Below are 26,665 nucleotides of genomic sequence, written 5' to 3'. Positions count from 1 at the left end.
GGTCCGGAAGGGGTGGCCCCGAAGTGGGGTGGGGTGTCGCTGGTCGACCTCGGCAGGCAGCCGCGCATGGAGATATGTCCTCACTCAGGGTGTCCACGCCCTGGTTCGACGAGACCGGCGGTGAGAGTTCCTGGCTTCCGGGTGTGCACCCGGTGACAGTGGCGGGACCGCGCCGGAATCGCACCGGCTTCCTCTTCTGCCGCCGTAATGGCTGAGGCAGTCCACCACGGCCCTCGAAGAGCCGTCAACTTGCCGTTGACCTGCGAGGCTGAAGTGTGCTGAGGCCCACAGAGGGGTTCCGGAGGGTGATTCGCGGGAAGGGGCGCGCACACGTGAGCGGGCGGTGCGGGTGCCGAAGCTCCCGCACCGCCCGCTCGTACGCGTGGGCCCGCGATCAGGCCGCGTTCGGTGCGCTGTCCGTGTGCTGTGAGGCCGGTGTCAGGCCATGATCAGGTAGATGCCGTAGCCCACCGCCGCCACGCACGCCGCGAAGCAGGCGTAGGCGCCGGTGACCGCCAGGGCCGCGGACCGGCCCTGTGCGGCGGCCCGCTCCTGGCGGGACAGGCCGTTGATGCCGAGGGTGAACAGGGCCACCAGGGCCACGGTGACCACGAGGCTGACGCCGAAGACGGAACCGAGGGCCGCCCAGTCGATCTTCATGGTGCTCTTCTTCCTTCGTACCGGGTCTCGCGGGGCGCGGTCAGACGGTGGTCGCGGCCGGCGGGGCCGCCGGGTCGGCGGGGACCGGTGCCGGGATGGTGGCCGACAGGTCGTCGGTCACGGTGCCCGTCGGGGGCGGGGTGACCGCGGCCATCGCGGTGGTCACCACACCGGCGGGCTCCTCGTCGGCCGCCTCGGTGCCGTTGACGTTGGTGTGGTCGACGATCTCGCGGCGGGAGATCTTCCAGATGGCGGCGCTGGAGGCGACCAGGAAGACGGCCACGACGGCGGTGCCCCAGTCACCGGCCCGGCAGACCCATTCGGCGAGCGCCGCGACGAGGGCCGCCGCGGGCAGCGTCAGTCCCCAGGCGATGAACATCCGGGTGGCCGTCGACCAGCGGACGACACCGCCCTTGCGGCCCAGGCCCGCACCCATCACGGAACCGGAAACGGAATGCGTGGTGGAGAGCGAGAAGCCGAGGTGCGAGGAGGCCAGGATGACCGTCGCGGCACTGGTCTGGGCGGCGAAGCCCTGCTGCGGCTGGAGGTCGGTCAGGCCCTTGCCCATGGTGCGGATGATGCGCCAGCCGCCGAGGTAGGTGCCGAGCGCGATGGCGAGGCCCGCGGAGAGGATGACCCACAGCGGCGGGTCGGAGTCGGGGGAGACGGCGCCGCCGGCGACCAGGGCGAGGGTGATGATGCCCATCGTCTTCTGGGCGTCGTTGGTGCCGTGGGCCAGGGAGACCAGGCCGGCGGAGGCGATCTGGCCGGCGCGGTAGCCCTTCTCGGAGGCCTTGCCGTCGGCGTTCCGGCCCAGACGGTAGGTGAGCCGGGTGGCGAACATCGCCGCGACGCCGGCCACCAGCGGGGCGGCGACGGCCGGGAGCAGGACCTTGGTGACGAGGACGTCGCCGTGGACCGCGCCGAAGCCGGCCGAGGCGACCGCGGCGCCGATCAGGCCGCCCATGAGGGCGTGCGAGGAACTGGACGGCAGACCGACCAGCCAGGTCAGGAGGTTCCAGAGGATCGCGCCCACCAACGCGGCGAAGATGACCTCGGGACGGATGCCGGCCTCGTCCACGAGGCCCTTGGAGATCGTGTTGGCGACCTCCACCGAGAGGAATGCGCCGACAAGGTTCAGCACGGCGGACATGGCCACCGCGACCTTGGGCTTGAGCGCACCGGTCGAAATGGTCGTTGCCATCGCGTTCGCGGTGTCGTGGAAACCGTTCGTGAAATCGAACGCGAGTGCGGTTACCACCACAATCGCGAGGATCAGCGAGAAGCTTTCCATTTACCCAGGCAATCGTTCGAGGTCATTGGCTGGACGAACGTAGGTAACCAGGGTGAACGGAAGATGAACTGGAATGGGCATCGTGGTGACCGTAAGAGGGGGCGGGTGCTCCGCCGGACGGGGGAGACCGCCTGAAAGGATCACGGCATGGCGGAGCAGTGGGCGAGCGGGCGGATGACAGGGGCCGGACGAGTGCGCGAGGAGGAGGCGCACGCCTGGGCGGAACTAGTCGGCACCGCGCGCCGGACCGTCACCGACGGTCTCGTCGTCGGCACGTCCGGCAACGTCTCCGTACGGGTCGGCGACGTCGTCCTCGTCACACCCTCGGGCGTGCCGTACGACCGGCTGACGCCGGACGACGTGACCGGTGTCGACCTCACCGGCCGGCAGGTCCTCGGCACGCTCGTCCCCACCAGCGAGCTGCCCATGCACCTGGCCGTCTACCGTACGACCGGCGCGCGCGCCGTCGTGCACACGCACGCCGTGCACGCCACGGCCGTCTCCACGCTCGTCGACGAACTGCCGCTGATCCACTACATGGCCGCGGCCCTGGGCGGCCCCGTACGGGTCGCCCCCTACGCCACGTACGGCACCGCCGAACTGGCCGAGAACATGCTCCGCGCCCTCGACGGCCGCACCGCCTGCCTCCTCCAGAACCACGGCACGATGGCCCACGCCCCCACCCTCACCCAGGCCTACGACCACACGGCCCAACTGGAGTGGATGTGCCGGGTCTGGCTGACCGCGTCCTCCCTCCCGGGCCTCTCCCCCCACCTGCTGACCTCGGACCAGGTGACCGAGGCCGGCGCGCGTCTGCGGGGGTACGGCCAACCCGGCTGACCTCTCGCGACCGCGGTGGCCGCACGGGTGCCCGCGGCGGCACACCGTGGCGCCGGGCTGCGCGACCCCACCCGCCCGGCCCCTCGCCGTGGCCGCCCACTGGCCGGGTACCCGTTCCCCCATGACACTGAAGAACGTGCGCACTGTCAGAGCGGCGGCCGCAGCCGTCACCACCGTGCTGGGCGCCGCCGCGGCGGCGGTCGCCGCCGGCCGCCTCGCCAGCGACGCCGCCCTCGGAACACCGCCGGACGGCCCCCTCCCCGGCGACCCCAGGCTCACCGTCCACGCCACCGCCGCGGGCCGCATCGCCCTCACCCGCGACCTCGCCGCCCTCCGCCCCGGCCGCCACGGTCTGACCGGCGACGACTTCCACGCGGTCGTGGGCCCCGTACTGGCCGGCCCCCCGGACTCCGCGGACACCGTCGTACGCCGCCTCGAACACGTCACCCGCGGCACCCCGGAACCCGGCGACCGCGCCTGGCTCACCCCGAACCTGTACGTCGGCGACCCGGGCAGCGCCCTCGGCCTGGACCACACCTCCCTCGACCTCCCGGGCGAACTCGGCCCACTGCCCGCATGGTTCGTGCCGGGCGCCCGCGACACCTGGGTGATCGCCGTCCACGGCCTCGGCACCACGCGGGAACACACCATGAACGTCATGGAGTTCCTGCACCGCCACCGCTTCCCGGTGCTCGCGCCCGCCTACCGGGGCGACCCCGGCGCACCGCGCTCCCCGGACGGTCTCAACCACCTGGGCGAGACCGAATGGCGCGATCTCGACGCGGCGCTCCACCACGCCGTCGACGCCGGCGCCCGGCAGGTCGTCCTGTACGGCTGGTCCACCGGCGCGACCATGGCGCTGCGCGCCGCCGCCCGCTCCGAGGTCCGCGCCCGCGTCGCCGGCCTCGTCCTGGACTCCCCGGTGCTCAACTGGGAGGCGACCCTGCGCGCCCTCGCCTCGGCCCGGCACACGCCCGGCGTGCTGCTGCCGCTCGCGGTCCGCGCCGCCCAGGGACGCACGGGCCTGTACGGCGACCGCAGGCCCGGCGCCGTCCATCTGGACCGGATCTCGGTACCCACCCAGATCTTCCACGGACCCGACGACCGGGTGGCACCCTGGAGGTTCTCCCGGCGCCTCGCCGCCGGCCATCCCCACACCATCACCCTGCACACCGTCAGGGGCGCCCCGCACGCCGCGATGTGGAACGCCGACCCGCACGCCTACGAGGAGGCACTGCGGCGCTTCCTCACCCCCCTGATGTGACCGCGGGAAGCACGGGCCGGGCAGCCGGTGCGGAAGATTCCGTTTAGCGCCGTACCGCTGGCCTGAATCCCTCCCTCCGACGGCATCCGGGACCGGGGCGCACCCCGCCCGATGGGCCCCGTCGGCATTCCGTTTGGGTTTTCGGACCGTCACCCGCGAGACTGCACCCGTGACGTCCCGTATCCCGCGCGACTCCAGGCTTCGAATCGTCCGCCCCCGACCCCTGGCCGCCGCCCCCACAGCGATCAATCAGCGGCGCTCACGCCGCCCAGCGCCACGACCTCCGGAGGGCACGCCGGCACCGGCGGAGCTGGCCAGAATGGCGCGCTCCGGACTGGCGGCCGCGGCCCGCGTCGCCCGCTGGGCCGACGCCGCCCTCGGCCCCGGCGGGGACAGTGCCACCGCCGACGGCAAGGCCACCCTGTCCGACGCGACCGCCGAACGTGCGGCACTCGCCCTGGGCCTGACCCCCGCTCAGGTCCGCGCCGACTGGGACACCGCCCGCCTGGCCGGTCTCATCGAGGTGCACGGCGACAGCGCCCGACCGGGCTGGCGGCTGCGCGCCTGGAACCGCGACGACAGCGCCGTGCTGCGCGGCTGGGTCGCCCTCTGCGACGCGTGGTCGCTGGCCTACCCGGAACCCGAGGAGTACGAGGCCGCGGCCGTCGCCGAGGTCGTCACGGCCATGCCGCAGGTCCTCTCCTTCCTCCAGCTCTCCGCCGGCCCGGTCCCCGTGCCCCAGCTCCTCGACCTCCTCGGGCAGCGCGTCACCGAACTCCGCACGGAACGCTGCGAAGTCGACTACGCCCCGCACCCCGAGGCACCCGGGCTCGAGGCGCCGCGGCCCGGCCCGTCCCGCACCGGCGGCGGCGCACGCCGGCCCGGTACCACCGTCGCCCTCCCCGAATCGGAGGCCGGGCCCGGACCCGACGTGCCGGTTCAGCGGGCCCGGCCGGCCGAACCGCCGGTCACCGACGCCCCGCTCGACGCGCTGCTCGACTGGGCGCTGCGCGCCCTCGCCTGCGTGGGCGCCCTCACCTACGGCGACGGACAGGCCACGCTCACCCCGCTCGGCAGCTGGGCGGTGTGGGTCAAGCTGGAGCAGATCTGCGTCGCCGCGCAGAGCCCGGCCGGGAACATCGAGCAGGGCGCCGAGGACATGCTGCGCGGCTGCGGCCGGCTCCGCCCCAACGCGGCCCGCGCCGAATACCGCGCCTGGCTCGCCGCACGGCCGGTCGGCAGCGCCGTCACCGAGCTGATCAACGCCGCCCGCGGCGAGGACGCCCTGCTGCGCGGCCTCGCCTTCGAGGCGCTGCGCGTCGTCGGAGCCCCCGCCGAACCCGAGGTCCGTACCGTGCTCGACGAGCCGACGCTACGGCCGTACGCCCTCCTGTGGCTCGCGGAACACGACGGCGCCGACCCCGAGGACGCCCACGAGATCCTCACCCGCGAGGAGGCCACCTGGCTGTGGGTGGACACCGCGGCCGCCGTCGCCGACCACGGTGAGGCCCCGCTGCTGGTCCGCCATCTGGAGTCCGCGGTCCAGCCGACCGTCCCCGCGCTGCTCACCGAGGTACGCGCCGTCGGTCACCCGCGCACCGTGCAGGTCCTGGTCGCCCTCGCCGCCGCCCACCCCGACCCGGCCCTGGCCAAAGCGGTCCGCCGGGCCGCCTTCCAGGTGCACACCGGCGGCTGACCGGGCCCGGCGCCCGCTTCAGGCCCCCGTCTCCGTCTCCGGGGCGTAGGTGCCGAAGCTCCAGACGTTGCCCTCGAGGTCGCGGGCCATGTAGTCCCGCGACCCGTAGTCCTGGTCCGTCGGGGGCATCAGGATCTCCGCCCCCTGCTCCACCGCCCGCCGGTGGTGTGCGTCGGCGTCGTCCACGACCACGTACACCCCGGCGGGGCCCGCACCCCTCATCGCCGCGTCGAACGCCCCGCCGCGGCCCTTGGTGCCCAGCATCACCACACCGTCGCCGTGCACCAGCTCGGCGTGCATCACCGTGCCGTCCTCGCCCTCGTACACCGACCGCTCCATGAAGCCGAACGCCTCCGTGAGCTGCCGGATCGCCCCCTTCGCGTCCGCGTACAACAACGTCGGGACGACGCTCGGACGTCCGCCGGCCGTACCTGCCATGGCGATCACTTCCCTGTGTCTCGCACACACCGATTGTCCGGATGCCGCCCAGTGTGGCACCGGCCACTGACAACCGCCGGGCGCTCCCGTACGGGGCCCGCGGGCAGAGAAAAGCGCTTGCACGGCCCCGTTAGAATGGCTCGCATGGCCATTCTCCTCGCGCATTAGACGGCGGGAACGTCCTCAGCCGCCCACCGCCACCCCATACCTGCCCAGGAGTCTGTCCGTGATCTCCGCCTCCGGCATCGAGCTGCGCGCCGGTGCCCGTGTCCTCATCGAGAGCGCCACCTTCCGCATCGCCAAGGGCGACCGCATCGGCCTCGTCGGCCGTAACGGCGCAGGCAAGACCACCCTCACCAAGGTCCTCGCCGGCCAGGGCATCCCCGCCGGCGGCACCGTCACCCGCTCCGGCGAGGTCGGCTACCTGCCCCAGGACCCCCGCACCGGCGACCTCGACGTGCTCGCCCGCGACCGCATCCTCTCCGCGCGCGGTCTCGACGTACTGCTCCGCAAGATGCGCGAGAACGAGCAGCGGATCGCCAATGGCCAGGGCTCCACGCGCGAGAAGGCGCTCAAGCAGTACGAGCGCCAGGAGACCGAGTTCCTCACCAAGGGCGGCTACGCCGCCGAGGCCGAGGCCGCCACCATCGGCGCCGCGCTGAACCTGCCCGACCGTGTGCTCGGCCAGCCCCTGCACACCCTCTCCGGCGGTCAGCGCCGTCGCGTCGAGCTGGCCCGCATCCTGTTCTCCGACGCCGACACCCTGCTCCTCGACGAGCCGACGAACCACCTCGACGCCGACTCGATCGTCTGGCTGCGCGACTACCTCAAGACCTATCGCGGCGGCTTCATCGTGATCTCCCACGACGTCGACCTGGTCGAGACGGTCGTCAACAAGGTGTTCTACCTGGACGCCAACCGCGCCCAGATCGACGTCTACAACATGGGCTGGAAGCTCTACCAGCAGCAGCGCGAGGCCGACGAGAAGCGCCGCAAGCGCGAGCGGCAGAACGCCGAGAAGAAGGCGTCCGCGCTGCATTCGCAGGCCGACAAGATGCGTGCCAAGGCCACCAAGACCGTCGCCGCGCAGAACATGGCCCGCAGGGCGGACAAGCTGCTGGCCGGCCTGGAGGCCGAGCGGAAGTCCGACAAGGTCGCCAAGCTGCGCTTCCCCGAGCCGTCCCCGTGCGGCAAGACCCCGCTCATGGCGGAGGGGCTGTCGAAGTCCTACGGCTCCCTGGAGATCTTCACCGACGTCGACCTGGCCATCGACAAGGGCTCCCGTGTCGTCATCCTCGGCCTCAACGGCGCGGGCAAGACCACCCTGCTCCGCCTCCTCGGCGGCGCCGAGAAGCCCGACACCGGCCAGGTCATCGAGGGCCACGGCCTCAAGCTCGGCTACTACGCGCAGGAGCACGAGACCCTCGACCCGGAGCGCACGGTCCTGGAGAACATGCGCTCCGCCGCCCCCGACCTGGACCTCGTCGACGTCCGCAAGACGCTCGGCTCGTTCCTCTTCTCCGGCGACGACGTGGACAAGCCCGCCGGTGTCCTCTCCGGCGGCGAGAAGACGCGGCTGGCGCTGGCGACCCTCGTGGTCTCCTCCGCCAACGTGCTGCTCCTCGACGAGCCCACCAACAACCTCGACCCGGCCAGCCGCGAGGAGATCCTCGGCGCGCTGCGCACGTACAAGGGCGCCGTCGTCCTCGTCACCCACGACGAGGGCGCCGTCGAGGCGCTCCAGCCGGAGCGGATCATCCTGCTGCCGGACGGCGTCGAGGACCTGTGGGGCGCCGACTACGCCGACCTGGTGGCCCTCGCCTGAGGAACGTCAGCGTGGGTTGATCGAAGGCGTGATCCACTGCGTATGGATCATTCGGCCCATCGGTGATCCATCATTCGTGTGAGATCTCCTCATCCCGAGGTGTGTCCTACACGGAAATCACGGCCGAGCTCCCGGCGAACCGGGGCTCGGCCGTCGCGCGTCTGTGACCAGGCACTTCACGGAAGAACCCGATCGGAGGTACCGCGCGCACACTCCGGAATCCCTCATTCCGTATGTGGGGACGCGCTCCCGTCGTCACAACCTTGTCTCATCGACCTTGCCGAATGGGTGGCCATGAGGGCCGGGAGGGGTGATCATGAGGAGACCAGAGCGCACTTCCCATGAGGAGGCACGGGTGGCCGAGACTCTGAAGAAGGGCAGCCGGGTGACCGGCGCCGCGCGCGACAAGCTCGCGGCAGACCTGAAGAAGAAGTACGACGCCGGTGCGAGCATCCGGGCGTTGGCCGAGGAGACCGGCCGCTCGTATGGCTTCGTGCACCGCATGCTCAGCGAGTCGGGCGTCACGCTGCGAGGGCGTGGCGGGGCGACGCGGGGCAAGAAGGCCCCCTCGGCCTGACCCCGGGCGCGCCACTGTTCCGATGGTGGCCACCCGGTCGGCCGGATGACCGACCGGGTGGTTACTGTGCAGTCACTTGACTGACCGCACCCATCGGAGGCGCCCCATGGCTTCGTCCGCCCAGGACCTCGGTCCGGTACTCGACAAGGACGGCGTACGGCTCACCGTCGACGACGCGATCGCCACGGTGACGCTGACCAACCCGGCCAAGCGCAACGCGCAGAGCCCCGCTCTGTGGCGGGCGCTGACCGAGGCGGGCCGGCTGCTGCCCGGCTCCGTCCGGGTCGTGGTGCTGCGCGGGGAGGGCAAGTCCTTCTCCGCCGGACTCGACCGGCAGATGTTCACGCCCGAGGGAATCGAGGGCGAGCCCTCGTTCATCGACCTGGCGCGCCGCGACGACGCCGCGCTGGACGCGACCATCGCCGCATACCAGGAGGCGTTCACCTGGTGGCGGCGCAGCGACATCGTGTCCATCGCGGCCGTCCAGGGGCATGCCATCGGGGCGGGCTTCCAGCTGGCCCTCGCCTGTGACCTGCGCGTCGTCGCGGACGACGTGCAGTTCGCCATGCGTGAGACCAGTCTGGGCCTCGTCCCCGACCTCACCGGCACCCACCCCCTGGTCGCCCTCGTCGGCTACGCCCGTGCGCTGGAGATCTGCGCGACGGGCCGCTTCGTCACGGCGGAGGAGTCGGTGGCGACCGGCCTGGCCAACGTGGCGGTCCCGGCCGCGGATCTGGACGCGGCGACGCAGGATCTGGCGGCGGCCCTCCTTGCGGCCCCCCGCGACGCGGTGATCGAGACCAAGGCGCTGCTCCGGTCCGCCACCACCCACCCCTACGACACCCAACGAGCCGCCGAACGAGCCGCCCAGTCCCGCCGCCTACGAGCCCTGTCCAACCTCGACGACTAACTTCACCCTAGCTGCGGGCAGTCGTGCCGCTGCAGCCCGCGTAGCTGCGGGCAGTCGTGCCGCTGGGGCGGCACGGGTGGGCGCAGCGGCACCCCCTCCAGCGGGGCGAGCGCACACCCACCCCCGCCCAGCAGTTGCCCGGGGTGACGGCTGGGCGGGGGAGGTCGCGCGGCCCGGCGCTCACGGGGTGCCGTCGCGCCCACCCGTGCCGCCCTGCGGCACGCCTGCCCGCGGATCGGCGGATCGGCGGATCGGTGGGCGCGCGGCCGCGGAACCCCCGGCCACCTTCAGTCGATCGTCGTGACCAGTACGGTCACCGTCGGTCCGCCGGTGACCACGGACGCCACCACCCCCCGAACCTCCCGCGCCACATCCAGCGGCCGCGCCCCCGCCCCCACCGCAAGATCCACCCGCACATGGCGCCGAGGCAATGCGGCGGTACCGCCCTCTCCCGGCTCCTCGGTGATGTGAACCGCCCGCCCCAACACCCCCGTCAGCCGGCTCACCCCCGGCACCCCCAGCACCGCCGCCCCCACCCGCCCCACCTCAAAGTCCCCGGTGTCCACCGGCCCACCGGCCGACTCACGCACCCCCGGTTCAGCAACCGGCTCCGCGTCCAGCAACTCCGTCACCCGCAGATCCACCTCCACGACAGCCAGCCCCACCCCCTCCACCACCGCTTCCCCCAGCACCCCCCGCAGCACCGACGAAGTCTCCGGCAACGGCCGCCCCCCGGTCGCCGCGAACTCGACGACCAGCCGCAACGCCCCCACCCCCAACGCCCCCACCGGCGCCGGCACGACCGGCCGTTCCCCCACCTCCTCCGGATCGACCGGCCCCACCCGCACACCATCCACCCGCACCCCCGGCACCCCCCGCGCGACCGCCCGCCGCAGCACGGCCCCCACCGCCCGCTCCGTGATCCACGCGCCGTCCCGCGCTCCACCCAGGGGCACGATCCTGCCGAGCCCCACCTGTTCCCGCACCACCCGGGTCCACCGATCCGCCGTCATACCACCCAGCCTGCCGCATCTCGGGCGCGAGACCGGGCCACCGCGCATACGGTGGTTGAAGGAGGATGACCGAAGGGACGTACGGCGATGACCGATATGACAGAGGGCGGCTCGGTACGGGCCCCCGACCCGGAGAAGAACCTCTCGGACACCGGCCCCCGCAAGGGCCAGGGAAGCCGCCGCGGCGGCGGCGATGCCGCGACCCGTGGCCGTACCACCATCGCCGACGGCGTCGTGGAGAAGATCGCCGGACTGGCCGCACGGGACGTGCTCGGCGTACACACCATGGGCAGCGGCCTGTCCCGCACCTTCGGCGCCGTACGGGACAGGGTGCCAGGCGGCTCGAAGTCCGCGACGCGCGGCGTGAAGGCAGAGGTCGGCGAGGTGCAGACCGCGCTCGACCTGGAGATCGTCGTCGACTACGGCGTCTCCATCGCCGACGTCGCCAGGGACGTGCGGGAGAACGTCATCGCGGCGGTCGAGCGGATGACCGGCCTCGAGGTGGTCGAGGTCAACATCGCGGTGAGCGACGTGAAGCTGCCCGAGGAGGAGGACGAGGAACCGGAGACCCGTCTTCAGTGAGACTCGGTGAGCGGAGGAGCGCACCATGAACATGGCCGTCGTCGGCATGATCGCCGGCATGGCGTTGGGCTTCGCCGGATACTTCGGCGGGTTCGGAGCATTTCTGCTGGTGGCGGCGTTGGGTGCCGTCGGTTTCGTCGCCGGGCGGTTCCTCGAGGGAGACCTGGAGCTCGGCGACTTCTTCCGGCGCCGTGACGAACGGCGGCGGTGACGGCGTTGGGCACGGTCGCGGAGCCCCGCCGGGGACCGGACGCCGTCGCGCCGGGCGAGCGCGGGGCGACCAGGATCGCCGACCGGGTGATCGCGAAGATCGCCTCGCAGGCGGCCCGCGAGGCGGCCGGCCCTCTCCCACCGGACGCCGCACCACCGCACGCGACCGTGATCGTCAGCCATGAGGCGGCCCGGGTCCGGGTGCACATCGAACTCGACTACCCCGGCGACATCGGCGGCCGCTGCGCGCGGGTGCGGCGCCGGGTGGTCGACCGGGTGCGCGATCTGGCGGGCATGCATGTGCCGGAGGTCGTCGTCCTGGTGGAACGCCTGCATGTGGCGGCGGCCCGGGGGAGGACATGATGAACGAGCCCCGGCGCTTCTGGTCCTCGCGCGCGGTCCCCGCGGGCCTGGTCGCCCTGCTGATCCTGCTGATCGCGGGCGCCTTCCTGTACGACGTCGTCGCCGTACGGGCCCACCGTGCGGGGCTGAGCTGGCGCCGGGACCTGGCGCGGCAGCTCGCCGAACGGCCCCTGGACGACCCCTGGGTACTGACCGGAGCCGGTGTCGCCGCCGCGCTCGGACTCTGGCTGCTGCTGCTCGCGGTGACACCCGGCCTGCGCGCCCAGCTGCCGATGCGCCCCACCGACCCCGACGTCCGCGCGGGACTGCACCGGGACGCCGCCGCGACGGTGCTGCGCGACCGGGCCCTGGAGGTGGCCGGTGTGCGGTCGGTCCGGGTCAGGGTGAAACGCGCCCGCGCGGATGTCCACGCGGTGTCGCACTTTCGTGAACTCGACGACGTACGGGCCGACTTGACCGGAGTGCTCGACGACGCGGTGAAGGGGCTGGGCCTGGCCCGGCCGCCCTCGCTGTCGCTGCGCGTACGGCGGCCCGGCCGGAAGGGGCGGTAGAGGTGCTCGGAGCCGTCAACCGGGTGCTGCTCGGAATCGTGGGGCTGGTGCTGGTCGCCCTCGGCGGGTCGGTGCTGGCCATCGGACTGGGGGCACCGGCGCCGTCCTGGTGGCTGCACGACGGACGCGACGACGTGCTGTTGAACGAGTCCGAGCGGACCCGGTGGCGGGACGAGGGCTGGTGGTGGCCGGTGGTCATCGCGGTGCTCGCCGTCCTGGTCCTGCTCTCCCTGTGGTGGCTGGTCGCGGTACTGCGCCGGCGACGGCTCGCGGAGGTGGTGGTCGACACGGGCGACGACGAGGAGGCGTCACTGCGCGGCCGTGCCCTGGAACAGGCCCTGGCCGAGGAGGCAGGTCACCTGGACGGGGTGGAACAGGCCCACGTCGTCCTGACGGGCCGCCGAGGCACCCCGAGAGCCCGCGTCCTCCTGCTCCTGGACCCCCGCATCGACCCGTCAACAGCCCTGACCACCCTCACCGAGGGCCCCCTGACCCACGCCAGAACCTCCGCAGGCCTCCCCACCCTCCCCACGGAAACCCACCTGAAAACCCAAAAACACCCCCCAGAACGAGTCACCTAACCCCCACGCGCCGCACAGCCGCACTGCCGCCCCTCCGTGCGCCGCACCGCCGCACTGCCGCCCCTCTGCGCGCCGCACAGCTGCACTGCCGCCCCTCCGCGGGCAGTCGTGCCGCTGGGGCGGCACGGGTGGGCGCGACGGCACCCCGTGGGCGCCGGGCCGCGCCACTCACCCCCCGCTCAGCCATCACACCGGGGCGCGGCCCAACTCCGCCGCACGGGTGGGCGCGACGGCACCCCGCAGGCGCCGGGCCGCGCCACTCACCCCCCGTCAGAACCCGTGCCGCACGCCCCCGTCCACCGGCACCATCAGCCCCGTCAGATAAGACCCCGCCGGCGACAGCAAGAACGCCGCCGCCCGCCCGAATTCCCCCGGCGTCCCATACCGCCGCAACGGAATCCGCGACTCCGCCGCCCGCCGAGTAGCCTCCGGATCCGCCGACAACGCGTCCAGCTCCCGCACGCGATCCGTGTCGATCCGCCCCGGCAGCAGCCCCACCACGCGAATCCCCCGCGGCCCCAGCTCGTCCGCCAGCGACTTCGCGAACCCGGCCAGCCCCGGCCGCAGGCCGTTGGAGATCGTCAGCCCCGGAATCGGCTCATGCACCGACCCCGACAGCACGAACCCGATGACGCCGCCCTCGGCCAGCTCCGCCGCGGCCGCCCGAGCCATCCGCACCGCACCGAGGAACACCGACTCGAACGCCGTCTGCCACTGCTCGTCCGTCGTGTCGGCCACGAACCCCGGCGGCGGCCCGCCCACGCTGACGAGAATGCCGTCGAAACGCCCGAACCGCTCCCGCGCGGTCGCGATCAGCCGCGCCGGCGCCCCGGGGTCCGCGTTGTCGACGGCCACCCCCACCACGTCCGGCCCCAGCGCGGCGGCCGCCTCCGCGACGGACTTCTCCTCCCGCCCGGTGATCACCACCTTCGCGCCGTCCGCGACGAGCTCCCGCGCGGAGGCGTTGCCCAGCCCCCGGGTCGCCCCGGTGACGACGTACACCCGGTCCTTCAGTCCAAGATCCATGGCCCTATCCTGCCTCCTCGTCCCCGAACAGGGCGAGAGCGGTGTTCACCAGCCCGATGTGGCTGAACGCCTGCGGGAAGTTCCCCAGCAGCCGCCCGCCCACCGGGTCGTACTCCTCCGCGAGCAGCCCCACGTCGTTGGCGAGCCCCAGCAGCCGCTCGAACAGCTCGCGCGCCTCCTCCGTCCTCCCGGTCATGTGCAGGGCGTCCGCCAGCCAGAACGAGCACACCAGGAACGTGCCCTCATTGCCGGGCAGCCCGTCGACCGCCGTCGCCTCCGGTGTGTACCGGCGCAGAAACCCGTTCTGCCCCAGCTCCGCACGGACCGCGTCGATGGTGCCCAGCACCCGCGGGTCGTCGGGCGGCAGAAACCCCACCCTGGGGATCAGCAGCAGCGCCGCGTCGAGTTCGCGCGAGCCGTACGACTGCGTGAACGTGTTCCGCGCGGGGTCGTACCCCTTCTCGCACACCTCCCGGTGCACCTCGTCACGCAGCTCCCGCCAGCCGTCCAGATCCCCGTCCAGCCCCGGGTTCTCCTCCAGCGTGCGCACCGCGCGGTCGGCCGCCACCCACACCATCACCTTGGAGTGCACGAAGTGGCGCCGGCCGCCGCGCACCTCCCACAGCCCCTCGTCCGGCTGTCGCCACGCCGTACGCAGGAAGTCCATCAGCACCGACTGCAGCGCCCACACGTCCGGCTGTGCCGACAGCCCCGAACTCCGCGCCAGCGAAAGGGAGTCCATGACCTCGCCGTACACATCCAGCTGAAGCTGGTTCACGGCCTCGTTGCCGGTCCGTACGGGTGTGGCGCCGTCGAAACCGGACAGCCACGGCAGTTCGAACTCGGGCAGCCGCCGCTCGCCCGCCAGCCCGTACATGATCTGCAGGTCCGCCGGATCGCCCGCCACCGCGCGGAGCAGCCAGTCGCGCCAGGCCTCCGCCTCGTCCTGGTACCCGGCGGCCAGCAGCGTGTTCAGGGTCAGGGTGGAATCGCGCAGCCAGCAGAAGCGGTAGTCCCAGTTGCGCACCCCGCCCGGCTCCTCCGGCAGCGAGGTGGTGGGTGCGGCGACGATGCCGCCGGTGGGACGGTAGGTGAGTGCCTTGAGCGTGATCAGCGACCGGACGACGACGTCCCGGTGCGGGCCCTCGTAACGGCACCGGCCCGCCCAGGCACGCCAGTCCGTGACGCTGTGCCGCAGCGAGGAGTACGGGTCGACCAGCGGGGGCCGCGGCTCGTGGGAGGGGTGCCAGGTGAGCACGAACGCGACCCGTTCGCCCTCGCGCACCGTGAACTCCGAGACGGTGCTCTGGTTCTCGCCCCAGGTCTCCACGTCCGGGACACTGCGCAGCCACGCCGAGTCCGGCCCGGCCACCGCCACCCGGTGGCCGTCCTCCTTGCGCACCCACGGCACCACGGAGCCGTAGTCGAAGCGCAGCCGCAGCGTGCTGCGCACCCTCACCTCACCCCGTACGCCCTGCACGATCCGTACCACGTCCGGCGCGCGGTGGCGTTGCGGCATCAGGTCGGTGACGCGCACGGCGCCCTCGGAGGTCTCCCACTCGGTGTCCAGGACCAGGGTGTCCTCGCGGTAGGCGCGGCGGACGCAGCGCTCCGCGCCGTCCGGGGCGATCCGCCAGTGCCCGTTGTCCTCGTCCCCGAGCAGCCGGGCGAAGCAGGCCGCCGAGTCGAAGCGGGGCAGGCAGAGCCAGTCGACCGAGCCGTCCGCGCCCACCAGGGCAGCGGTCTGTTCGTCGCCGATGAGCGCGTAGTCCTCGATACGGTGCACGGGGTGCGGGTTCCCGGCAGTCGGGGGCCGCAATCAGGGGTGGACCCGGGGGAGTGACGGACCGTCGGCCGCCGCGGCACCGTCGCCGGAGAAGATGACACCGGGGTCCGAGGGGGCCTGGTTGAGCACCCACAGGCCGATCAGTGTGGCCAGCGCGAAGACGACGGCGACGAGCACGGCGAGGACGAGCCGCCGCCGGCGTTCCCGGCGCAGCCACTCCCCGCGCGCGGTGCGATAGGCGTCCGGGTCGGGCAGCACCCCGCCGGCCAGCGCCTCCAGTGCGTCGCGCAGGTCCCGTTCGGTGCGGTCCGCGCCCGGCGGACGCGGCGGGGCCGGCTCGTGGCCGGTGCGGTCCGGGCCGGTGCCACGCGACGGAGTCGCCTCTCGATGCGTCATCGCCGGGTCTCCATCGCCTGGGTCAGCGCGGCGATGCCGCGTGAGGTGTGCGTCTTCACGGAACCACGGGTGATGCCCATCGCGGCGGCGATCTCGCTCTCCTTCAGGCCGAGCCAGTGCCGCAGCACCAGCGCCTCGCGCTGCCGGGCCGGAAGGTGCTGGAGCGCGCCGATCAGCACCCGCTGGTCGTCACGGAGCAGCGCGGTGTTCTCGGCGGACGCCACGGTCTCGTCCGACGGGCCGGGCGGCTGTTCCCTGCGGGCCGCCTGACGCGTCCGTACGCGGCTCAGATCGCAGACCGTGGAGCGCAGGAACGCCTCCGCCGCGGCCACGTCCCTCAGCCGCCGCCATCTGCGGTAGATCTGGTAGTAGGCCTCCGCCACCACGTTCTCCGGATCGTCCGCGCCGAGCAGCACGGCGAGCCGCAGCATCGACGAGTAGTGCAGCTCGAAGAGGCGGGCGACACCGGCCTCCCGTTCCAGGCCGGCCGGGTCGAGCGGCCGGGCCCCGACCGGTGGCGGCGCGGGCGCCGGGGCCGGGGACAGGGTGGCCCGAGGATGCTCTGCGCGTCTCACGGGTTGTTCGCTCCCGTCTGTGGACGCCGTCCCACCGGCAGGCGGGACGGCAGGTCGGTGGCGTCGGCGCCGCGCGGGACACCGAGCCGGGCGAGGACGGCGGTGCCGGCGATCGCGACGATCAGATTGAGCAGCAGGGCGGCGACACCGGCGTAGATCTCCAGTGGTCCGTCACCGGTGCCGAGCGGCACGATCGAGGAGAACCCCTCCCGCACCACCAGAAACGTTCCGGCGGCCATGCCGACGGCCCACCCGGCGAGCAGCGCCCGCGGATGCAGCCACCGGGTGTACAGCCCCACCGCCACGGCCGGGAAGATCTGCAGGATCCACACCCCGCCCAGCAGCTGGAGGTTGACGGCGTCCTGGTCACGCAGCCCGAACACGAACCCCACCGCCCCGACCTTCGCGGTCAGCGACACCGCCTTGGCGACCCGCACCTGCCGTTTCGGGGTGGCCGTCGGATGCACGTACTCGACGTACACGTTCCGTACGAAACTCGTCGCCGCCGCGATCGACATCACCGCCGCCGGCACCAGCGCGCCCACCACGATCGAACCGAACACCAGCCCGGCGAGCGGGCCCGGCATCAGCCGGTCGACGAGCATCGGCACGGCCGCCTCGGCGGTGCCCGCCGGCGCCCGCACCCCGGCCGCCAGGGCCGCGATGCCGAGGAACCCGAACAGCGCGAGCAGCGCCGTCCACGCGGGCAGGCCCGCGGACACCTTGCGCAGGGTGCGCGTCCCGTCGGCGGCGAACCCGGCGGTGAGCACATGCGGATACATCAGCAGGGCCAGCGCGGAGCCGAGCGCCAGCGTGGCGTACGCCGGCTGCTGCCCCGGCGTCAGCAGCAGCGGGGAGTGGGCCGCGTCCCTGCCGCCGAGCGCGCGGGCCGCCCCGTCGAAGACCGCGCCCGGTCCGCCGAAATGCCGCAGCACCAGCCAGCACACGGCGGTGAGCGAGACGAACACCGCCACCGCCTTCAGCGCGGAGATCACCGTGGGCGCCCGCAGCCCGTGCCGGTAGGTGGCCACCGCGAGCCCCGCGAACACCGCCACCATCACCAGGTCGCCCGTCGCCCCGTGCGGATACAGCCCGCCCGCGGTGAGCACCGCGCGGATGCCCAGCAGTTGCAGCGCCAGATACGGCATCGTCGCCAGGATCCCGGTCAGCGCGACCACCAGCGCCAGCGGCGGCGATCCGTACCGGCCGCGCACGAAGTCGGCGACGGTGATGTAGCCGTGCCGCCGCGCGACGCTCCACAGCCGGCTGAGCAGCACGAACGCCAGCGGGCAGACGATCACCGTGTACGGCACCGCGAAGAAGGCGGGCGCGCCGTTGCCGTACGCCAGACCCGGTACGGCGGTGAAGGTGTACGCCGTGTAGACCGTCCCGCCGAGCAGCAGCCAGGTCCAGCCGGGGCCGAGGCTCCGGTCGGCCAGTGCCCAGCCCTCCAGCGACGGCAGCCGGTCGCCGGGCCGCAGCCGCCGCGCGGTGACGGCGAGCAGTGACGCCCCGCCGATCACGGCGAGGAACGCCGCGGTCATGCCGCCACCGGCCATGCGTCACGTCCTTCGCTGTGCTGTGTCCCGGAGAGCGTCGCGGACGACCGCCGACCGGCCGGGGGCACCCCTCCGGCACGCCGCGTCACTCTCGCACAGACCTCCGCGAACCGGGAGAGGAGCGCAGGTCACAGCACGGACCGGTGATCACCGGCTACGGGGAGTGTCCTCGAGGGCGGCCGGCCGCACCGCCGCCGGTTCGCTCTTCTCGGCGTCCGCCTTCTCCACGGCCGCGCGGGTCCGCTCCCGGGACTCGCGGCGCACCAGCACGAACCAGCCGACCGGCACGGCCGCCGCGAACAGCCACCACTGGATGGCGTACGCGTAGTTCAGCGCCGCGTTCTCCTTGCCGGGGTTCCCGAGCCGCTGCGGGGTGCCGTCCTTCGGCTCGGGGGCCGTCTGCGCCACATAGCCGCCGAGCACCCGGGCGCCGAGCCGCTCCGCCTCCCGCTCGCTGTCGACCAGCATGATCTGCCGGTCCGGCAGCCCCTCCAGATCCTTGATGCCGCTCGCCTCGGTCGTCTCGTCGGGCATCAGCCGGCCCGTGATCGTGACCTCGCCGCGCGGTGGCGCGGGAACCTCCGGGAACGCGGTCTGGCTGGGCCCGTCGGCGGGGATCCAGCCCCGGTTGACCAGCAGGACCTGCCCGTCGTCGAGGACGAACGGGGTCAGGATGTGGAAGCCGATCTCGTCGTCGCCGTTGGTGCGGCGGCGGACGACGACCTCGTCATCGGTGTCGAAGTGCCCCTTGGCGGTCACGGTCCGGTACCGCTCGGCACGCGTCACGGCCTCGCCCGGGGCGGCCAGCCGCTCCACGGGCACCGGATCGGCGGCCAGCGCGTCGGCCACCAGCTGGTTCCGGGCGGCGCGCTCGTCGTGGCGGTCCATCTGCCAGATGCCCAGCCTGATCATCGTAGGGATGAGAAGCAGGGCGACCAAGGTGATGATCACCCATTGCCGGGACAACAGAAAGCGGTACACCCCACGACCGTACAACTCGGCCAGGTGGTGCATTGAGCCGGGTACGTCCCCCCGAGGCCAAGGACCCGGCCGCCCCGGCCTCGTCGTCCCGAGCGGCCCCGGGACGCCGGATCCGGACAGGACGCCTACGCCGACCAGGTGCCGTGTCTCGCCGAGGTGGAGCAGTCGGCTTGCGGGCGCCCTCCCGGCGGCTGACCATGCCGCTTATGACACGTTGTGAAGTGTGCGGCAATGACTACGCGCTGGCGTTCACCGTGGAGACCCGGGACGGTGCCCGCCACGTCTTCGACTCGTTCGCCTGCGCGATCCATCGCATGGCCCCGATCTGCGAGCACTGCCGGGTGCAGATCATCGGCCAGGGCGTCGAGGCCGACGGACACTGGTTCTGCGGCGCCCACTGCGCCCGCGCGGAGGGCAAGGTCGGCATCGTCGACAAGATCGGATCACTGGCGTAGAAGGCGGCGGCCTCCTCCGCGGGGAAGGGGCCCCTTCTCCTTCCCCGCCGCCGTCCGCCCGCCGTCACCCGTCCGTACGGTCAGGCCTCCGCCGCCGGTTCCACGTTTCCGAGGAGCTGGCCGAACGCGGCCTCGTCGACCACCGGGGTGCCGTACTGCCGGGCCTTGAGCACCTTGGACGTGCCCGAGTCCGGGTCGTTGGTGACGAGGAGGCTGGTGAGCCGGGACAGGCTGCCGGCGACATGCAGGCCCGCCTCCGTCGCGCGGTCCTCCAGCAGGTCCCGCTCGGTCGAGGTGTCACCGGAGAACGCCACCCGCATGCCCTGCTTGAGCCGTTCGCCCGGTTCGAACCGCCCCGGATTGGGATACGGGCACGCGGGCCGCTTGCGGGACGGACGCCAGCTCGTCGGCCGGTAGCCGCCCTGCTGCCCGATGCGGGGCCGGTCCGTCCACTCGGTCAGCGGCCGGCACTCGTGCAGCGGCAGCCGTACGCCGCCCGCCGCCGCGGCCCGCAGACTGGGCCGGAACGCCTCCGCGAGCACCCGCGCGTCGTCCAGCGCGTGGTGCGCCCGCTGCTGGACGACACCGTAGTGCGCGGCGAGCGACTCCAGCTTGTGGTTGGGCAGCGGAAGCTTCAGCTCCTTGGAGAGGGCGATGGTGCACAGCCGCTGCTTCACCGGCGCCTCGCCGCGCGCGCGGGCGTACTCCCGGGCGATCATCTGCCAGTCGAAGACCGCGTTGTGCGCCACCAGCACCCGGCCCTCCAGCCGGGACGCGAACTCCGCCGCGACGTCCTGGAAGAGGGGCGCCCCCTCCAGTACGTCACTCGTCAGACCGTGTATCCACACGGGGCCCGGGTCCCGCTCCGGATTGACCACCGTGTACCAGTGGTCCTCGACCTCGCCGCGCGCGTCCAGCCGGTAGACGGCCGCGGAGATGATGCGGTCGTCCCGGGCCAGCCCCGTCGTCTCCACGTCGACGACCGCGTATCCCCGCGGATAAGCGGCCGGCCACGCGGTGGGGGAGGACACTGCGGTCGTGAGGTCATCGAGCATGGTTCACGAGGATACGGCCCCCGGCCGACACCCCGGTCCGTCAGGGCCCCCGTGCGGCACGGGCGTTGAGATGCCGGGAATGTCCGTACGCGTCCCGAAGACCCGTTCACCAGCGGATCGGCACCGGAAGCACCGTCAGCAGCCCCGACACCGCGACCACCGCGCCGAGCGCGTACACCTCCGCCCGCGCGGGGACGCAGGCGGTCAGCGGGTCCTGCGCGCGCGCCAGCCGGACCCGTGCCCACAGGGCGAGCACGGCGACACCGGCCATCAGGATCACCTTGGCCAGCAGGACCCGTCCGTACGCCGTGTCCGTGAGCTGATCCAGGACCGTCTCCGGCGGCATCCGGCGCAGTGAACTCCACACACCCGTCGCGGTGATGGCGACGAGCAGAACGGCCGCCACGCGCGCGTAGCGCCCCAGCAGTACGGCGCCCGCCTCCGCCCGCCCCCACAGCCGCAGGGTGCGCAGCACGTACACCAGACCGCCCACCCAGACCGATGCGCAGACCAGGTGCACCAGGGTCAGTCCGGAGCCGGTCAGCGGTCCGTACTCGGTCGTCGGATGCGCGCGCAGCGCCTCCGCGACCATCACGGCGGCCAGCGGCCACACCTGCGTACCGGGCCGGCCGGAGGCCGCGCACAGGGCGGCCGCGAGGAAGGCGTTGACCTCCAGGAGGGCAAGCTTCCCGTCCCGGGAGTCGTACAGCCCACCGACGTCGATGTCACCGAGCCCGCCGGGCACCAGATTCCCCGTGGCCACGACGGACGCGAGCCCCAGAGCGGCGACGAAGCCGACCGAGTTCGCCACGACGGCCCAACTCCGCGGCGCGGCAGGGGGAGCACCGGGCACGCCACGCACCAGCCGCCGCACGAACAGTTCACCGACGGGCACGGCCAGCACCGCGAACAACACGGTCCGCAGCAGCCCGATCCCCCCGCTTCCGGGCACATCGGCTTCCCCGGTCCCGCGCAACGCGGCCTCCGGCCCCCACACGGGTATCAGCGCCCCGAGAGCGACCAACACGAGCACGGCGACACCCCGCCGCTCCCCACCCACCTCAACCCTGGATCTCACACCGGCAACCGTATCCGCGCCCACACCCCGGCCAACCGCGCCTCGTATCCGCGGGCGCACCCCCCGGCCCGCAGACCGCGGGCAGTCGTGCCGCTGGGGCGGCACGGGTGGGCGCGGCGGCACCCCGCGAACGCCGGGCCGCGCAACCCCGCCCCCGGCTCAGACCCACCGCGCCGAATCCGCACCCCAACGCCCCGGCGCCCGCCCCCAGTCACGCGGCCCACCCTCGAACACCACCGGCGACAACGCGTACCGCAGCCGCCCCAGCGGACTGTCCCGCTCCGTGAGCCACCGCCCGACGGGCACGTCACCACCGACGCCGACGTCTGCGGACCCCGCCAGCAACCACCCCGCCGTCCGCGCCAAAGCGACCCGCACCACCCTGCTCCCACCGACCGACACCTGCTCACCCACCGCCCGCAACACCCCCGCGGCCAGCAGATACCCCGACCCGTGGTCAAGCGCCTGCGCCGGCAGCACCCCGGGCCGCGCCGGCGAAGAGGCCGAATCCAATCCCCCTTCGACCACGGCGATCCCCGTACCCACCTGCACGAGACTGTCGAACCCCCGCCGCCCACCCCACGGCCCGTCCGCCCCCCACGCCGACAACTGCGCCACCACCACCCCCGGCCGCCGAGCGGCCAACGCCTCCGCGGACAGCCCGAACCGCTCCAGTGCCCTTGGCCGATACCCCGTCACCACCACATCCGCAGCGGCCAGCAGCTCCTCGAACACGTCCCGCCCACCCGCCGCCAGATCCAGCAACGCGGACCGCTTCCCGAACCCCGTGTCCGCGTGCTGGTCCACAAGTTCCGGCAACCCCGGCGCGTCCAGGCGCAGCACATCCGCCCCCAGCAGCGCGAGCGTGCGCGTCGCGACCGGCCCCGCGATCACCCGCGTGAGATCCAGTACCCGCAGCCCCGCAGCGGGCAACAGCGGATCCCGGCCCACCGGAGCGAGCACCCGCGCGGGCGCCGAATCCAGCCGCGCGCGCTCCACCAGGGGCCGTGAGGCCACCGCCACGCCCTGCGGATGCGCCGCCCACTCCGAGGGCGTCCGCAGCGCCACGGCCAGCCCTCCGGCCCCGTACACCGCTTCTTCGACCTCATGCGCACGAGCGCGGGCGAGTACCTCCGCCACCGCCTCCGGATCGTCCGGCGCCCCCAGCGCGGCGAGCAGCCGGGCCCGGTGGTGCGGATAGTTCGCGTGCGTCCGCACCCACCCGTCGGCGGTGCGCCAGAACCGGGACAGCGGCGCGAAGCTCTCCGGCGCCCGCCCGTCCACCAGCAGATGCCGTTCGCTGACGAACGCCGTGGCCACCGCCCCGTCGTCCACCCGCACCGCCGGCACCTCGCCCCCGCCCGTCCGCAGCGCCGCCAGCTCGGCGGCGGCCAGCGCGCACGCGCCCACACAGGCGCGCGCCGACCCCCGTACCGGAAGCCGGGCATCCAGCACACCGGGCCGTTCGACGGCCGACACACGTGACAGAAGGGCGGGATCGCCGCCCAGAGCGGACCATACGGACGCGAGATCAGTCATGCCCGCACTATGCCGTCCGGGCCGAAGCGCAAGCGAAAGGGGCCGGGCACGAGCGCCCGGCCCCTCCCACGGAGAACTAGCGCGTCACCGCGTCCAGCGCGTCCGCGGTACCCCAGCCGTAGAACCCGTTGCGGTTCTTCGGCCCCTCGCACACCGCGTCGACCTTGCCGTCACCGTTGATGTCGTACGGGTCCGTGCACGCGGTCGCGTCGGCCTCCGCGTACAGCAGCGCCTTCACCAGCGCCGGCGAGGCGTGCGGATGCGTCGACTTGATGAGCGCGGCGACGCCCGCGACGTGCGGGGACGCCATCGACGTACCGGCCATGTAGCCCCACGACCCGCCGGGCAGCGTGCCCAGGATCAGACCGCTGGTGGCGGGCGGTGCCGGCGTCTGGTACGCCGTCGAGTCGCCGCCGGGCGCGGCGATGTCGATGAAGCCCCGGCCGTAGTTGGAGAACGACGACTTCAGACCCTTCGCGCCGGTCGCCGCGACCGTGACCACGCCCGGCAGCTGCGTCGGGATGTCGAAGCACTCGTCGGGGTCGATCACCCGCTCCGAGGGGGTGGAGTCGTTCGGGGAGACCGGGTCGGGGATCTCGTCGGCGGCGAGGTCGTAGTTCTCGTTGCCGGCCGCGGCCACGTTCACCGCGCCCTTGCGCTCCGCGTACCGCGACGCCCGGGTGACGGCCTCGACGAGCGCCTTCTGGTCCGGGTCGTCCGAGCAGTTGAAGTACCAGGGGTCGGTGTAATAGCTGTTGTTGGTGACGTCGACCCCGTGCTCGGCCGCCCACACGAAGCCGCACACCACGGCCTCGGTGTAGAAGAAGCCGTCCGGGTTGGACACCTTGATGCCCGACACCTTCACGCCCGGCGCGACACCGGTCATGCCGACGCCGTTCTTCGCGGCGGCGATCTCACCGGCGACATGCGTGCCGTGCGGGCTCTCCTGCGCGCCCGGCCGCCAGGCGCCGTCGCTGGTGTCCGGCTTGCCCGACACACAGTTGACCGACGCGGCCCGGTCGAAGTTGGGCGCGATGTCCGGGTGGGTGTCGTCGACCCCGGTGTCGATGACGGCGACGGTCACCTTGGAGCTGCCCAGCGACTTCTCGTGCGCCTTGTCCGCCTTGATGGCGGGCAGGTCCCACTGCAGGCCCTGGAGCGGGTCCTGGCCCTCGGCCGCCGCGGACTCCGCGCGGGCGATCTCGGCGGCGCTGAGCGCCTTCGGGGTGACCGTGTCCGCGGTGGCCGCCGACGGCAGCGGCGCGGTGCGGGTGGCACCGGCCGACTGCACCCCGCGCACCTTGCGGATCGTCTTCGCGAAGTCGGCGTTCGAGGAGTGGACGACGATGACGCCGATCTTGTCGTACGACGTCACGACGGTGCCGCCGGCCTTGCCGATCGCCTTCTTCACCTGCGCCGACGTGCCGTGTCCGCCCTTGACGTTGACCACGTAGCTGAGCGCGGCCGCGTCGGCGGAGACCGAAGCCGGCTGCTCGGGGGCCGGGGCGGCCGATGCGGCGGTGTTCGGCAGGAACGCCAGTGCCGTCGCCATGGCCATCCCGGCGGGGATGACGAGCGCGCGGCGGTGACGCGGGTGGGACGCTGTCATGAAGTCTCCAGTTCGTTCACGCGTGTGGAGCGGGCGGAAGGGAAGTGCGGTGCCGCGCCGGTCACTTGACCGCGCGCAGCGCGTCGACGACGCCGAAGCCGTAGAAGCCGTTGACCCGGCTGCCGCCCTCGCAGGTCGCGTCCTGCACGCCGTCGCCGTCCTGGTCGTACGACTCGGGGCAGCCCGGGTTGTCCGCCTGGGCCTTCAGCAGCGCCTGCAACTGGGCGGGGGAGGCCCACGGGTGCTTGGACTTCAGCAGGGCGGCGACACCGGCGGCGTGCGGGGAGGCCATCGAGGTGCCCTGCAGCCAGGCGTACTCGCCGTTCGGCATGGTCGACAGGATGCGGCCGTCCTTCGACGGCGTGTCCGGCAGCTGGTAGCGGCGGTCGCCGCCCGGCGCCGCGACGTCGACGACACCCTTGCCGTACGTGGAGTAGTACGACTTGAGGTTCTGGACGCCCGTCGCGCTGACCGTGACGACACCGGGCAGCTGGGTCGGCACGTCGAAGCACTCGCTCGGGTCGATGGTGCGCGTCCCCGGCGTGGTGTCGTTCGGGCTGGAGTCGTCCACGATGGCGTCGGAGGCCAGGTCGTGGTTGGAGTTGCCGGCCGAGGCCAGGTGCAGCGTGCCCTTCCGCTGCGCGTACAGCTGGGCACGGTTGACCGCGTCGACGATCGCCCTCTGGTCCGGGTCGTCCATGCAGTTGTAGAGCCACGGGTCGACGTAGTAGCTGTTGTTGGTGATCTCCACGCCGTGGTCGGCGGCGAACACGAACGCGCAGACGACGTTCTCCGGGTAGAACAGCCCGTTGTCCGGGTCGCTGACCTTGATGCCGGCCACCTTCACGCCGGGTGCCACACCGGCGACGCCGATTCCGTTGCGGGCCGCGGCGATCTCACCGGCCACATGGGTGCCGTGGTAGTCGTCGGCCGTGTACGGACGCCAGGCGCCCTCGCCGGTGTCCGCCTTGCCGCCGACGCAGTTGGCCGACTGCGCGGCGGAGAAGTTCGGGGCGAGGTCCGGGTGGGTGTCGTCGACGCCGGTGTCGATGACGGCGACGGTCACCTTCCGGCTGCCGTCGTTGATCTTCGCGGCCTTGTCGGCGCCGATCGCCCGCAGGTCCCACTGGTCGGCCTCGAGCGGCTCGCTGCCCGGCGTCTTCGCGGAGACGGCCTTGGTCCGCGCGGCCTCGGCGGCCGTGACGAAGTTGGCGGCGCCCTCGTCCGTCGTTCCGGCCGCGGTCAGCGGCGCGGTGCGGGTGGCGCCGGCGGACTGCACACCGCGGGCCCTGCGGATCTCCTTGCCGAAGTCCGGGTTGGCCGAGTGGACGACGATCACGCCGATCCGGTCGTGCGTCACGACGACCTTGCCACCGGCCGCGGCGATCGCCCGCTCGACCGACGCGATCGTGCGACGGTCCGCCTTGGTGTTGACGACATACGCCAGGGCGGGCGCGTCTGTCGCCTGCTCGGCCGTCACCGTCCGCGGGGCCGCCGAGGCCGCCGCCGGCAGGAAGCCGAGCGAGGCGGTCAGCGACAGTACGACGGGCACGGCGAGAGCGAGCCGGCGTCTGGAACGCAGATGAGCCATGGGGTCTCCACATCATCCGGAAACGAAACCGCCCGAGGCACAAGGGTGGTGCTCGGGCAGGTACATGACGGGGTGGTGCAGGGTGAAGTTATCCCGCGCTCTCGCTGGCCAGCAATGTTTTGCCGGGAACGTCTTCGGAAAACGGCAGGGGAAAAGAATGGGCCGACCGGTTGAACCGGTCCTCGCGTGGCGCCGTGCCCTTGGGCAGGAA

At 72.9% G+C, this 26,665-nt stretch carries 27 protein-coding genes and 1 riboswitch; of the genes, 12 read left to right on the top strand and 15 right to left on the bottom strand.

Annotated elements, in window-relative coordinates; all coding sequences use genetic code 11:
* Window positions 1–103 precede the first annotated feature (103 nt).
* Window positions 104–242: riboswitch (cobalamin riboswitch) on the bottom strand.
* Between the two features lie 196 nt (window positions 243–438).
* The gene (locus tag IF28_RS0124850; protein WP_030224368.1) at window positions 439–660 is read right to left on the bottom strand and encodes a hypothetical protein; all 222 of its coding nucleotides are present in this window, start codon (window positions 658–660) and stop codon (window positions 439–441) included.
* A gap of 40 nt (window positions 661–700) precedes the next feature.
* Window positions 701–1,954 (bottom strand): inorganic phosphate transporter, encoded by a 1,254-nt coding sequence (locus IF28_RS0124845; RefSeq protein WP_030224366.1) that lies wholly within the window; start codon window positions 1,952–1,954, stop codon window positions 701–703.
* 147 nt (window positions 1,955–2,101) lie between these two features.
* On the opposite strand from IF28_RS0124845, the gene IF28_RS0124840 reads away from it, so the two are divergent.
* The 3 genes from IF28_RS0124840 (at window position 2,102) to IF28_RS0124830 (ending at window position 5,754) form a co-directional block, all read left to right on the top strand.
* Entirely contained in the window at window positions 2,102–2,794 is a 693-nt protein-coding gene (locus IF28_RS0124840; protein WP_030224365.1) for a class II aldolase/adducin family protein, read from the top strand.
* A 136-nt stretch (window positions 2,795–2,930) separates the two neighbouring features.
* The gene (locus IF28_RS0124835) at window positions 2,931–4,058 is read left to right on the top strand and encodes an alpha/beta hydrolase (protein WP_030224364.1); all 1,128 of its coding nucleotides are present in this window, start codon (window positions 2,931–2,933) and stop codon (window positions 4,056–4,058) included.
* A 169-nt stretch (window positions 4,059–4,227) separates the two neighbouring features.
* Complete coding sequence (locus tag IF28_RS0124830) at window positions 4,228–5,754, top strand: hypothetical protein (protein ID WP_234325338.1); 1,527 nt, start codon at window positions 4,228–4,230, stop codon at window positions 5,752–5,754.
* Window positions 5,755–5,772: 18 nt separating this feature from the next.
* Here the strand turns inward: IF28_RS0124830 and IF28_RS0124825 are convergent, their stop codons facing one another.
* Window positions 5,773–6,192, bottom strand: coding sequence for a VOC family protein (locus IF28_RS0124825; RefSeq protein ID WP_030224358.1), 420 nt, complete (start codon window positions 6,190–6,192; stop codon window positions 5,773–5,775).
* A 226-nt stretch (window positions 6,193–6,418) separates the two neighbouring features.
* On the opposite strand from IF28_RS0124825, the gene IF28_RS0124820 reads away from it, so the two are divergent.
* From IF28_RS0124820 to IF28_RS0124810, 3 genes are all read left to right on the top strand, one after another.
* A complete protein-coding gene (locus tag IF28_RS0124820) occupies window positions 6,419–8,017 on the top strand; it encodes an ABC-F family ATP-binding cassette domain-containing protein (protein ID WP_030224355.1) in 1,599 nt (532 codons plus the stop codon).
* A gap of 355 nt (window positions 8,018–8,372) precedes the next feature.
* Complete coding sequence (locus IF28_RS0124815; RefSeq protein WP_029385158.1) at window positions 8,373–8,594, top strand: helix-turn-helix domain-containing protein; 222 nt, start codon at window positions 8,373–8,375, stop codon at window positions 8,592–8,594.
* Between the two features lie 106 nt (window positions 8,595–8,700).
* Entirely contained in the window at window positions 8,701–9,504 is an 804-nt protein-coding gene (locus IF28_RS0124810; protein ID WP_030224348.1) for an enoyl-CoA hydratase/isomerase family protein, read from the top strand.
* Between the two features lie 287 nt (window positions 9,505–9,791).
* On the opposite strand, the gene IF28_RS39500 is transcribed toward IF28_RS0124810, so the two are convergent.
* The gene (locus IF28_RS39500) at window positions 9,792–10,517 is read right to left on the bottom strand and encodes a hypothetical protein (RefSeq protein ID WP_030224347.1); all 726 of its coding nucleotides are present in this window, start codon (window positions 10,515–10,517) and stop codon (window positions 9,792–9,794) included.
* Window positions 10,518–10,613: 96 nt separating this feature from the next.
* On the opposite strand from IF28_RS39500, the gene IF28_RS0124800 reads away from it, so the two are divergent.
* From IF28_RS0124800 to amaP, 5 genes are read left to right on the top strand one after another with little or no spacing between them, the layout of a single operon-like run.
* Window positions 10,614–11,099 (top strand): Asp23/Gls24 family envelope stress response protein, encoded by a 486-nt coding sequence (locus IF28_RS0124800; protein WP_420713794.1) that lies wholly within the window; start codon window positions 10,614–10,616, stop codon window positions 11,097–11,099.
* Window positions 11,100–11,124: 25 nt separating this feature from the next.
* A complete protein-coding gene (locus tag IF28_RS0124795; protein WP_030224344.1) occupies window positions 11,125–11,310 on the top strand; it encodes a hypothetical protein in 186 nt (61 codons plus the stop codon).
* Entirely contained in the window at window positions 11,307–11,672 is a 366-nt protein-coding gene (locus IF28_RS0124790) for a hypothetical protein (RefSeq protein WP_030224340.1), read from the top strand. Before IF28_RS0124795 ends, IF28_RS0124790 begins: the two co-directional genes overlap by 4 nt.
* Window positions 11,669–12,223: a DUF6286 domain-containing protein gene (locus tag IF28_RS0124785; protein ID WP_106982135.1), complete on the top strand. Its 555-nt coding sequence runs from the start codon at window positions 11,669–11,671 to the stop codon at window positions 12,221–12,223. Before IF28_RS0124790 ends, IF28_RS0124785 begins: the two co-directional genes overlap by 4 nt.
* 2 nt (window positions 12,224–12,225) lie before the next feature.
* Complete coding sequence (amaP, locus tag IF28_RS0124780; protein WP_030224333.1) at window positions 12,226–12,804, top strand: alkaline shock response membrane anchor protein AmaP; 579 nt, start codon at window positions 12,226–12,228, stop codon at window positions 12,802–12,804.
* 270 nt (window positions 12,805–13,074) lie between these two features.
* On the opposite strand, the gene IF28_RS0124775 is transcribed toward amaP, so the two are convergent.
* The 6 genes from IF28_RS0124775 to IF28_RS0124750 all read right to left on the bottom strand — a co-directional run bounded on the left by IF28_RS0124775 (window position 13,075) and on the right by IF28_RS0124750 (window position 19,127).
* A complete protein-coding gene (locus IF28_RS0124775) occupies window positions 13,075–13,830 on the bottom strand; it encodes an SDR family oxidoreductase (protein ID WP_030224323.1) in 756 nt (251 codons plus the stop codon).
* Window positions 13,831–13,834: 4 nt separating this feature from the next.
* On the bottom strand, window positions 13,835–15,616 hold the full coding sequence (locus IF28_RS0124770; RefSeq protein WP_030224321.1) for a glycoside hydrolase family 15 protein: 1,782 nt from the start codon (window positions 15,614–15,616) through the stop codon (window positions 13,835–13,837).
* Between the two features lie 33 nt (window positions 15,617–15,649).
* Window positions 15,650–16,012 carry a hypothetical protein gene (locus tag IF28_RS0124765; RefSeq protein WP_030224319.1) on the bottom strand — a complete coding sequence of 121 codons (363 nt, stop codon included), beginning with the start codon at window positions 16,010–16,012 and terminating at the stop codon, window positions 15,650–15,652.
* Window positions 16,009–16,587, bottom strand: a complete 579-nt coding sequence (locus IF28_RS0124760) for a sigma-70 family RNA polymerase sigma factor (RefSeq protein WP_030224317.1) — start codon at window positions 16,585–16,587, stop codon at window positions 16,009–16,011. Before IF28_RS0124760 ends, IF28_RS0124765 begins: the two co-directional genes overlap by 4 nt.
* A complete protein-coding gene (locus tag IF28_RS0124755; protein WP_030224312.1) occupies window positions 16,584–18,146 on the bottom strand; it encodes a sodium:solute symporter family protein in 1,563 nt (520 codons plus the stop codon). Before IF28_RS0124755 ends, IF28_RS0124760 begins: the two co-directional genes overlap by 4 nt.
* Window positions 18,147–18,293: 147 nt before the next feature.
* Complete coding sequence (locus IF28_RS0124750) at window positions 18,294–19,127, bottom strand: SURF1 family protein (protein WP_030224311.1); 834 nt, start codon at window positions 19,125–19,127, stop codon at window positions 18,294–18,296.
* A gap of 206 nt (window positions 19,128–19,333) precedes the next feature.
* Here IF28_RS0124750 and IF28_RS0124745 point away from each other — a divergent pair, with 206 nt between their 5' ends.
* Entirely contained in the window at window positions 19,334–19,582 is a 249-nt protein-coding gene (locus IF28_RS0124745) for a hypothetical protein (protein WP_030224310.1), read from the top strand.
* Window positions 19,583–19,662: 80 nt separating this feature from the next.
* On the opposite strand, the gene IF28_RS0124740 is transcribed toward IF28_RS0124745, so the two are convergent.
* The 5 genes from IF28_RS0124740 to IF28_RS0124715 form a co-directional block, all read right to left on the bottom strand.
* The gene (locus IF28_RS0124740) at window positions 19,663–20,637 is read right to left on the bottom strand and encodes a DEDDh family exonuclease (protein WP_030224301.1); all 975 of its coding nucleotides are present in this window, start codon (window positions 20,635–20,637) and stop codon (window positions 19,663–19,665) included.
* Between the two features lie 106 nt (window positions 20,638–20,743).
* Window positions 20,744–21,715: a CopD family protein gene (locus IF28_RS0124735; protein ID WP_051713871.1), complete on the bottom strand. Its 972-nt coding sequence runs from the start codon at window positions 21,713–21,715 to the stop codon at window positions 20,744–20,746.
* Window positions 21,716–21,874: 159 nt separating this feature from the next.
* Entirely contained in the window at window positions 21,875–23,254 is a 1,380-nt protein-coding gene (locus IF28_RS0124725; RefSeq protein WP_030224297.1) for a CoA transferase, read from the bottom strand.
* 76 nt (window positions 23,255–23,330) lie between these two features.
* Window positions 23,331–24,863, bottom strand: coding sequence for a S8 family peptidase (locus IF28_RS0124720; protein ID WP_030224293.1), 1,533 nt, complete (start codon window positions 24,861–24,863; stop codon window positions 23,331–23,333).
* 61 nt (window positions 24,864–24,924) lie between these two features.
* Complete coding sequence (locus tag IF28_RS0124715; protein WP_030224291.1) at window positions 24,925–26,454, bottom strand: S8 family serine peptidase; 1,530 nt, start codon at window positions 26,452–26,454, stop codon at window positions 24,925–24,927.
* Window positions 26,455–26,665: the final 211 nt, after the last annotated feature.

This window comes from Streptomyces sp. NRRL WC-3626, assembly GCF_000718785.1.
Taxonomy (GTDB): domain Bacteria; phylum Actinomycetota; class Actinomycetes; order Streptomycetales; family Streptomycetaceae; genus Streptomyces; species Streptomyces edwardsiae.
This window is presented reverse-complemented; position numbering and strand designations above follow the sequence as displayed.

What these genes read in the sequence shown, in the direction of transcription:
- IF28_RS0124720 (WP_030224293.1), bottom strand. Translation starts at nt 24,863, where the DNA reads ATGACAGCGTCCCACCCGCGTCACCGCCGCGCGCTCGTCATCCCCGCC.
- IF28_RS0124800 (WP_420713794.1), top strand. Translation starts at nt 10,614, where the DNA reads ATGACAGAGGGCGGCTCGGTACGGGCCCCCGACCCGGAGAAGAACCTC.
- IF28_RS0124795 (WP_030224344.1), top strand. Translation starts at nt 11,125, where the DNA reads ATGAACATGGCCGTCGTCGGCATGATCGCCGGCATGGCGTTGGGCTTC.
- IF28_RS0124725 (WP_030224297.1), bottom strand. Translation starts at nt 23,254, where the DNA reads ATGACTGATCTCGCGTCCGTATGGTCCGCTCTGGGCGGCGATCCCGCC.
- IF28_RS0124785 (WP_106982135.1), top strand. Translation starts at nt 11,669, where the DNA reads ATGATGAACGAGCCCCGGCGCTTCTGGTCCTCGCGCGCGGTCCCCGCG.
- IF28_RS0124850 (WP_030224368.1), bottom strand. Translation starts at nt 660, where the DNA reads ATGAAGATCGACTGGGCGGCCCTCGGTTCCGTCTTCGGCGTCAGCCTC.
- IF28_RS0124745 (WP_030224310.1), top strand. Translation starts at nt 19,334, where the DNA reads ATGACACGTTGTGAAGTGTGCGGCAATGACTACGCGCTGGCGTTCACC.
- IF28_RS0124810 (WP_030224348.1), top strand. Translation starts at nt 8,701, where the DNA reads ATGGCTTCGTCCGCCCAGGACCTCGGTCCGGTACTCGACAAGGACGGC.
- IF28_RS0124740 (WP_030224301.1), bottom strand. Translation starts at nt 20,637, where the DNA reads ATGCTCGATGACCTCACGACCGCAGTGTCCTCCCCCACCGCGTGGCCG.
- IF28_RS0124845 (WP_030224366.1), bottom strand. Translation starts at nt 1,954, where the DNA reads ATGGAAAGCTTCTCGCTGATCCTCGCGATTGTGGTGGTAACCGCACTC.
- IF28_RS0124775 (WP_030224323.1), bottom strand. Translation starts at nt 13,830, where the DNA reads ATGGATCTTGGACTGAAGGACCGGGTGTACGTCGTCACCGGGGCGACC.
- IF28_RS0124825 (WP_030224358.1), bottom strand. Translation starts at nt 6,192, where the DNA reads ATGGCAGGTACGGCCGGCGGACGTCCGAGCGTCGTCCCGACGTTGTTG.
- IF28_RS0124765 (WP_030224319.1), bottom strand. Translation starts at nt 16,012, where the DNA reads ATGACGCATCGAGAGGCGACTCCGTCGCGTGGCACCGGCCCGGACCGC.
- IF28_RS39500 (WP_030224347.1), bottom strand. Translation starts at nt 10,517, where the DNA reads ATGACGGCGGATCGGTGGACCCGGGTGGTGCGGGAACAGGTGGGGCTC.
- IF28_RS0124755 (WP_030224312.1), bottom strand. Translation starts at nt 18,146, where the DNA reads ATGGCCGGTGGCGGCATGACCGCGGCGTTCCTCGCCGTGATCGGCGGG.
- IF28_RS0124840 (WP_030224365.1), top strand. Translation starts at nt 2,102, where the DNA reads ATGGCGGAGCAGTGGGCGAGCGGGCGGATGACAGGGGCCGGACGAGTG.
- IF28_RS0124715 (WP_030224291.1), bottom strand. Translation starts at nt 26,454, where the DNA reads ATGGCTCATCTGCGTTCCAGACGCCGGCTCGCTCTCGCCGTGCCCGTC.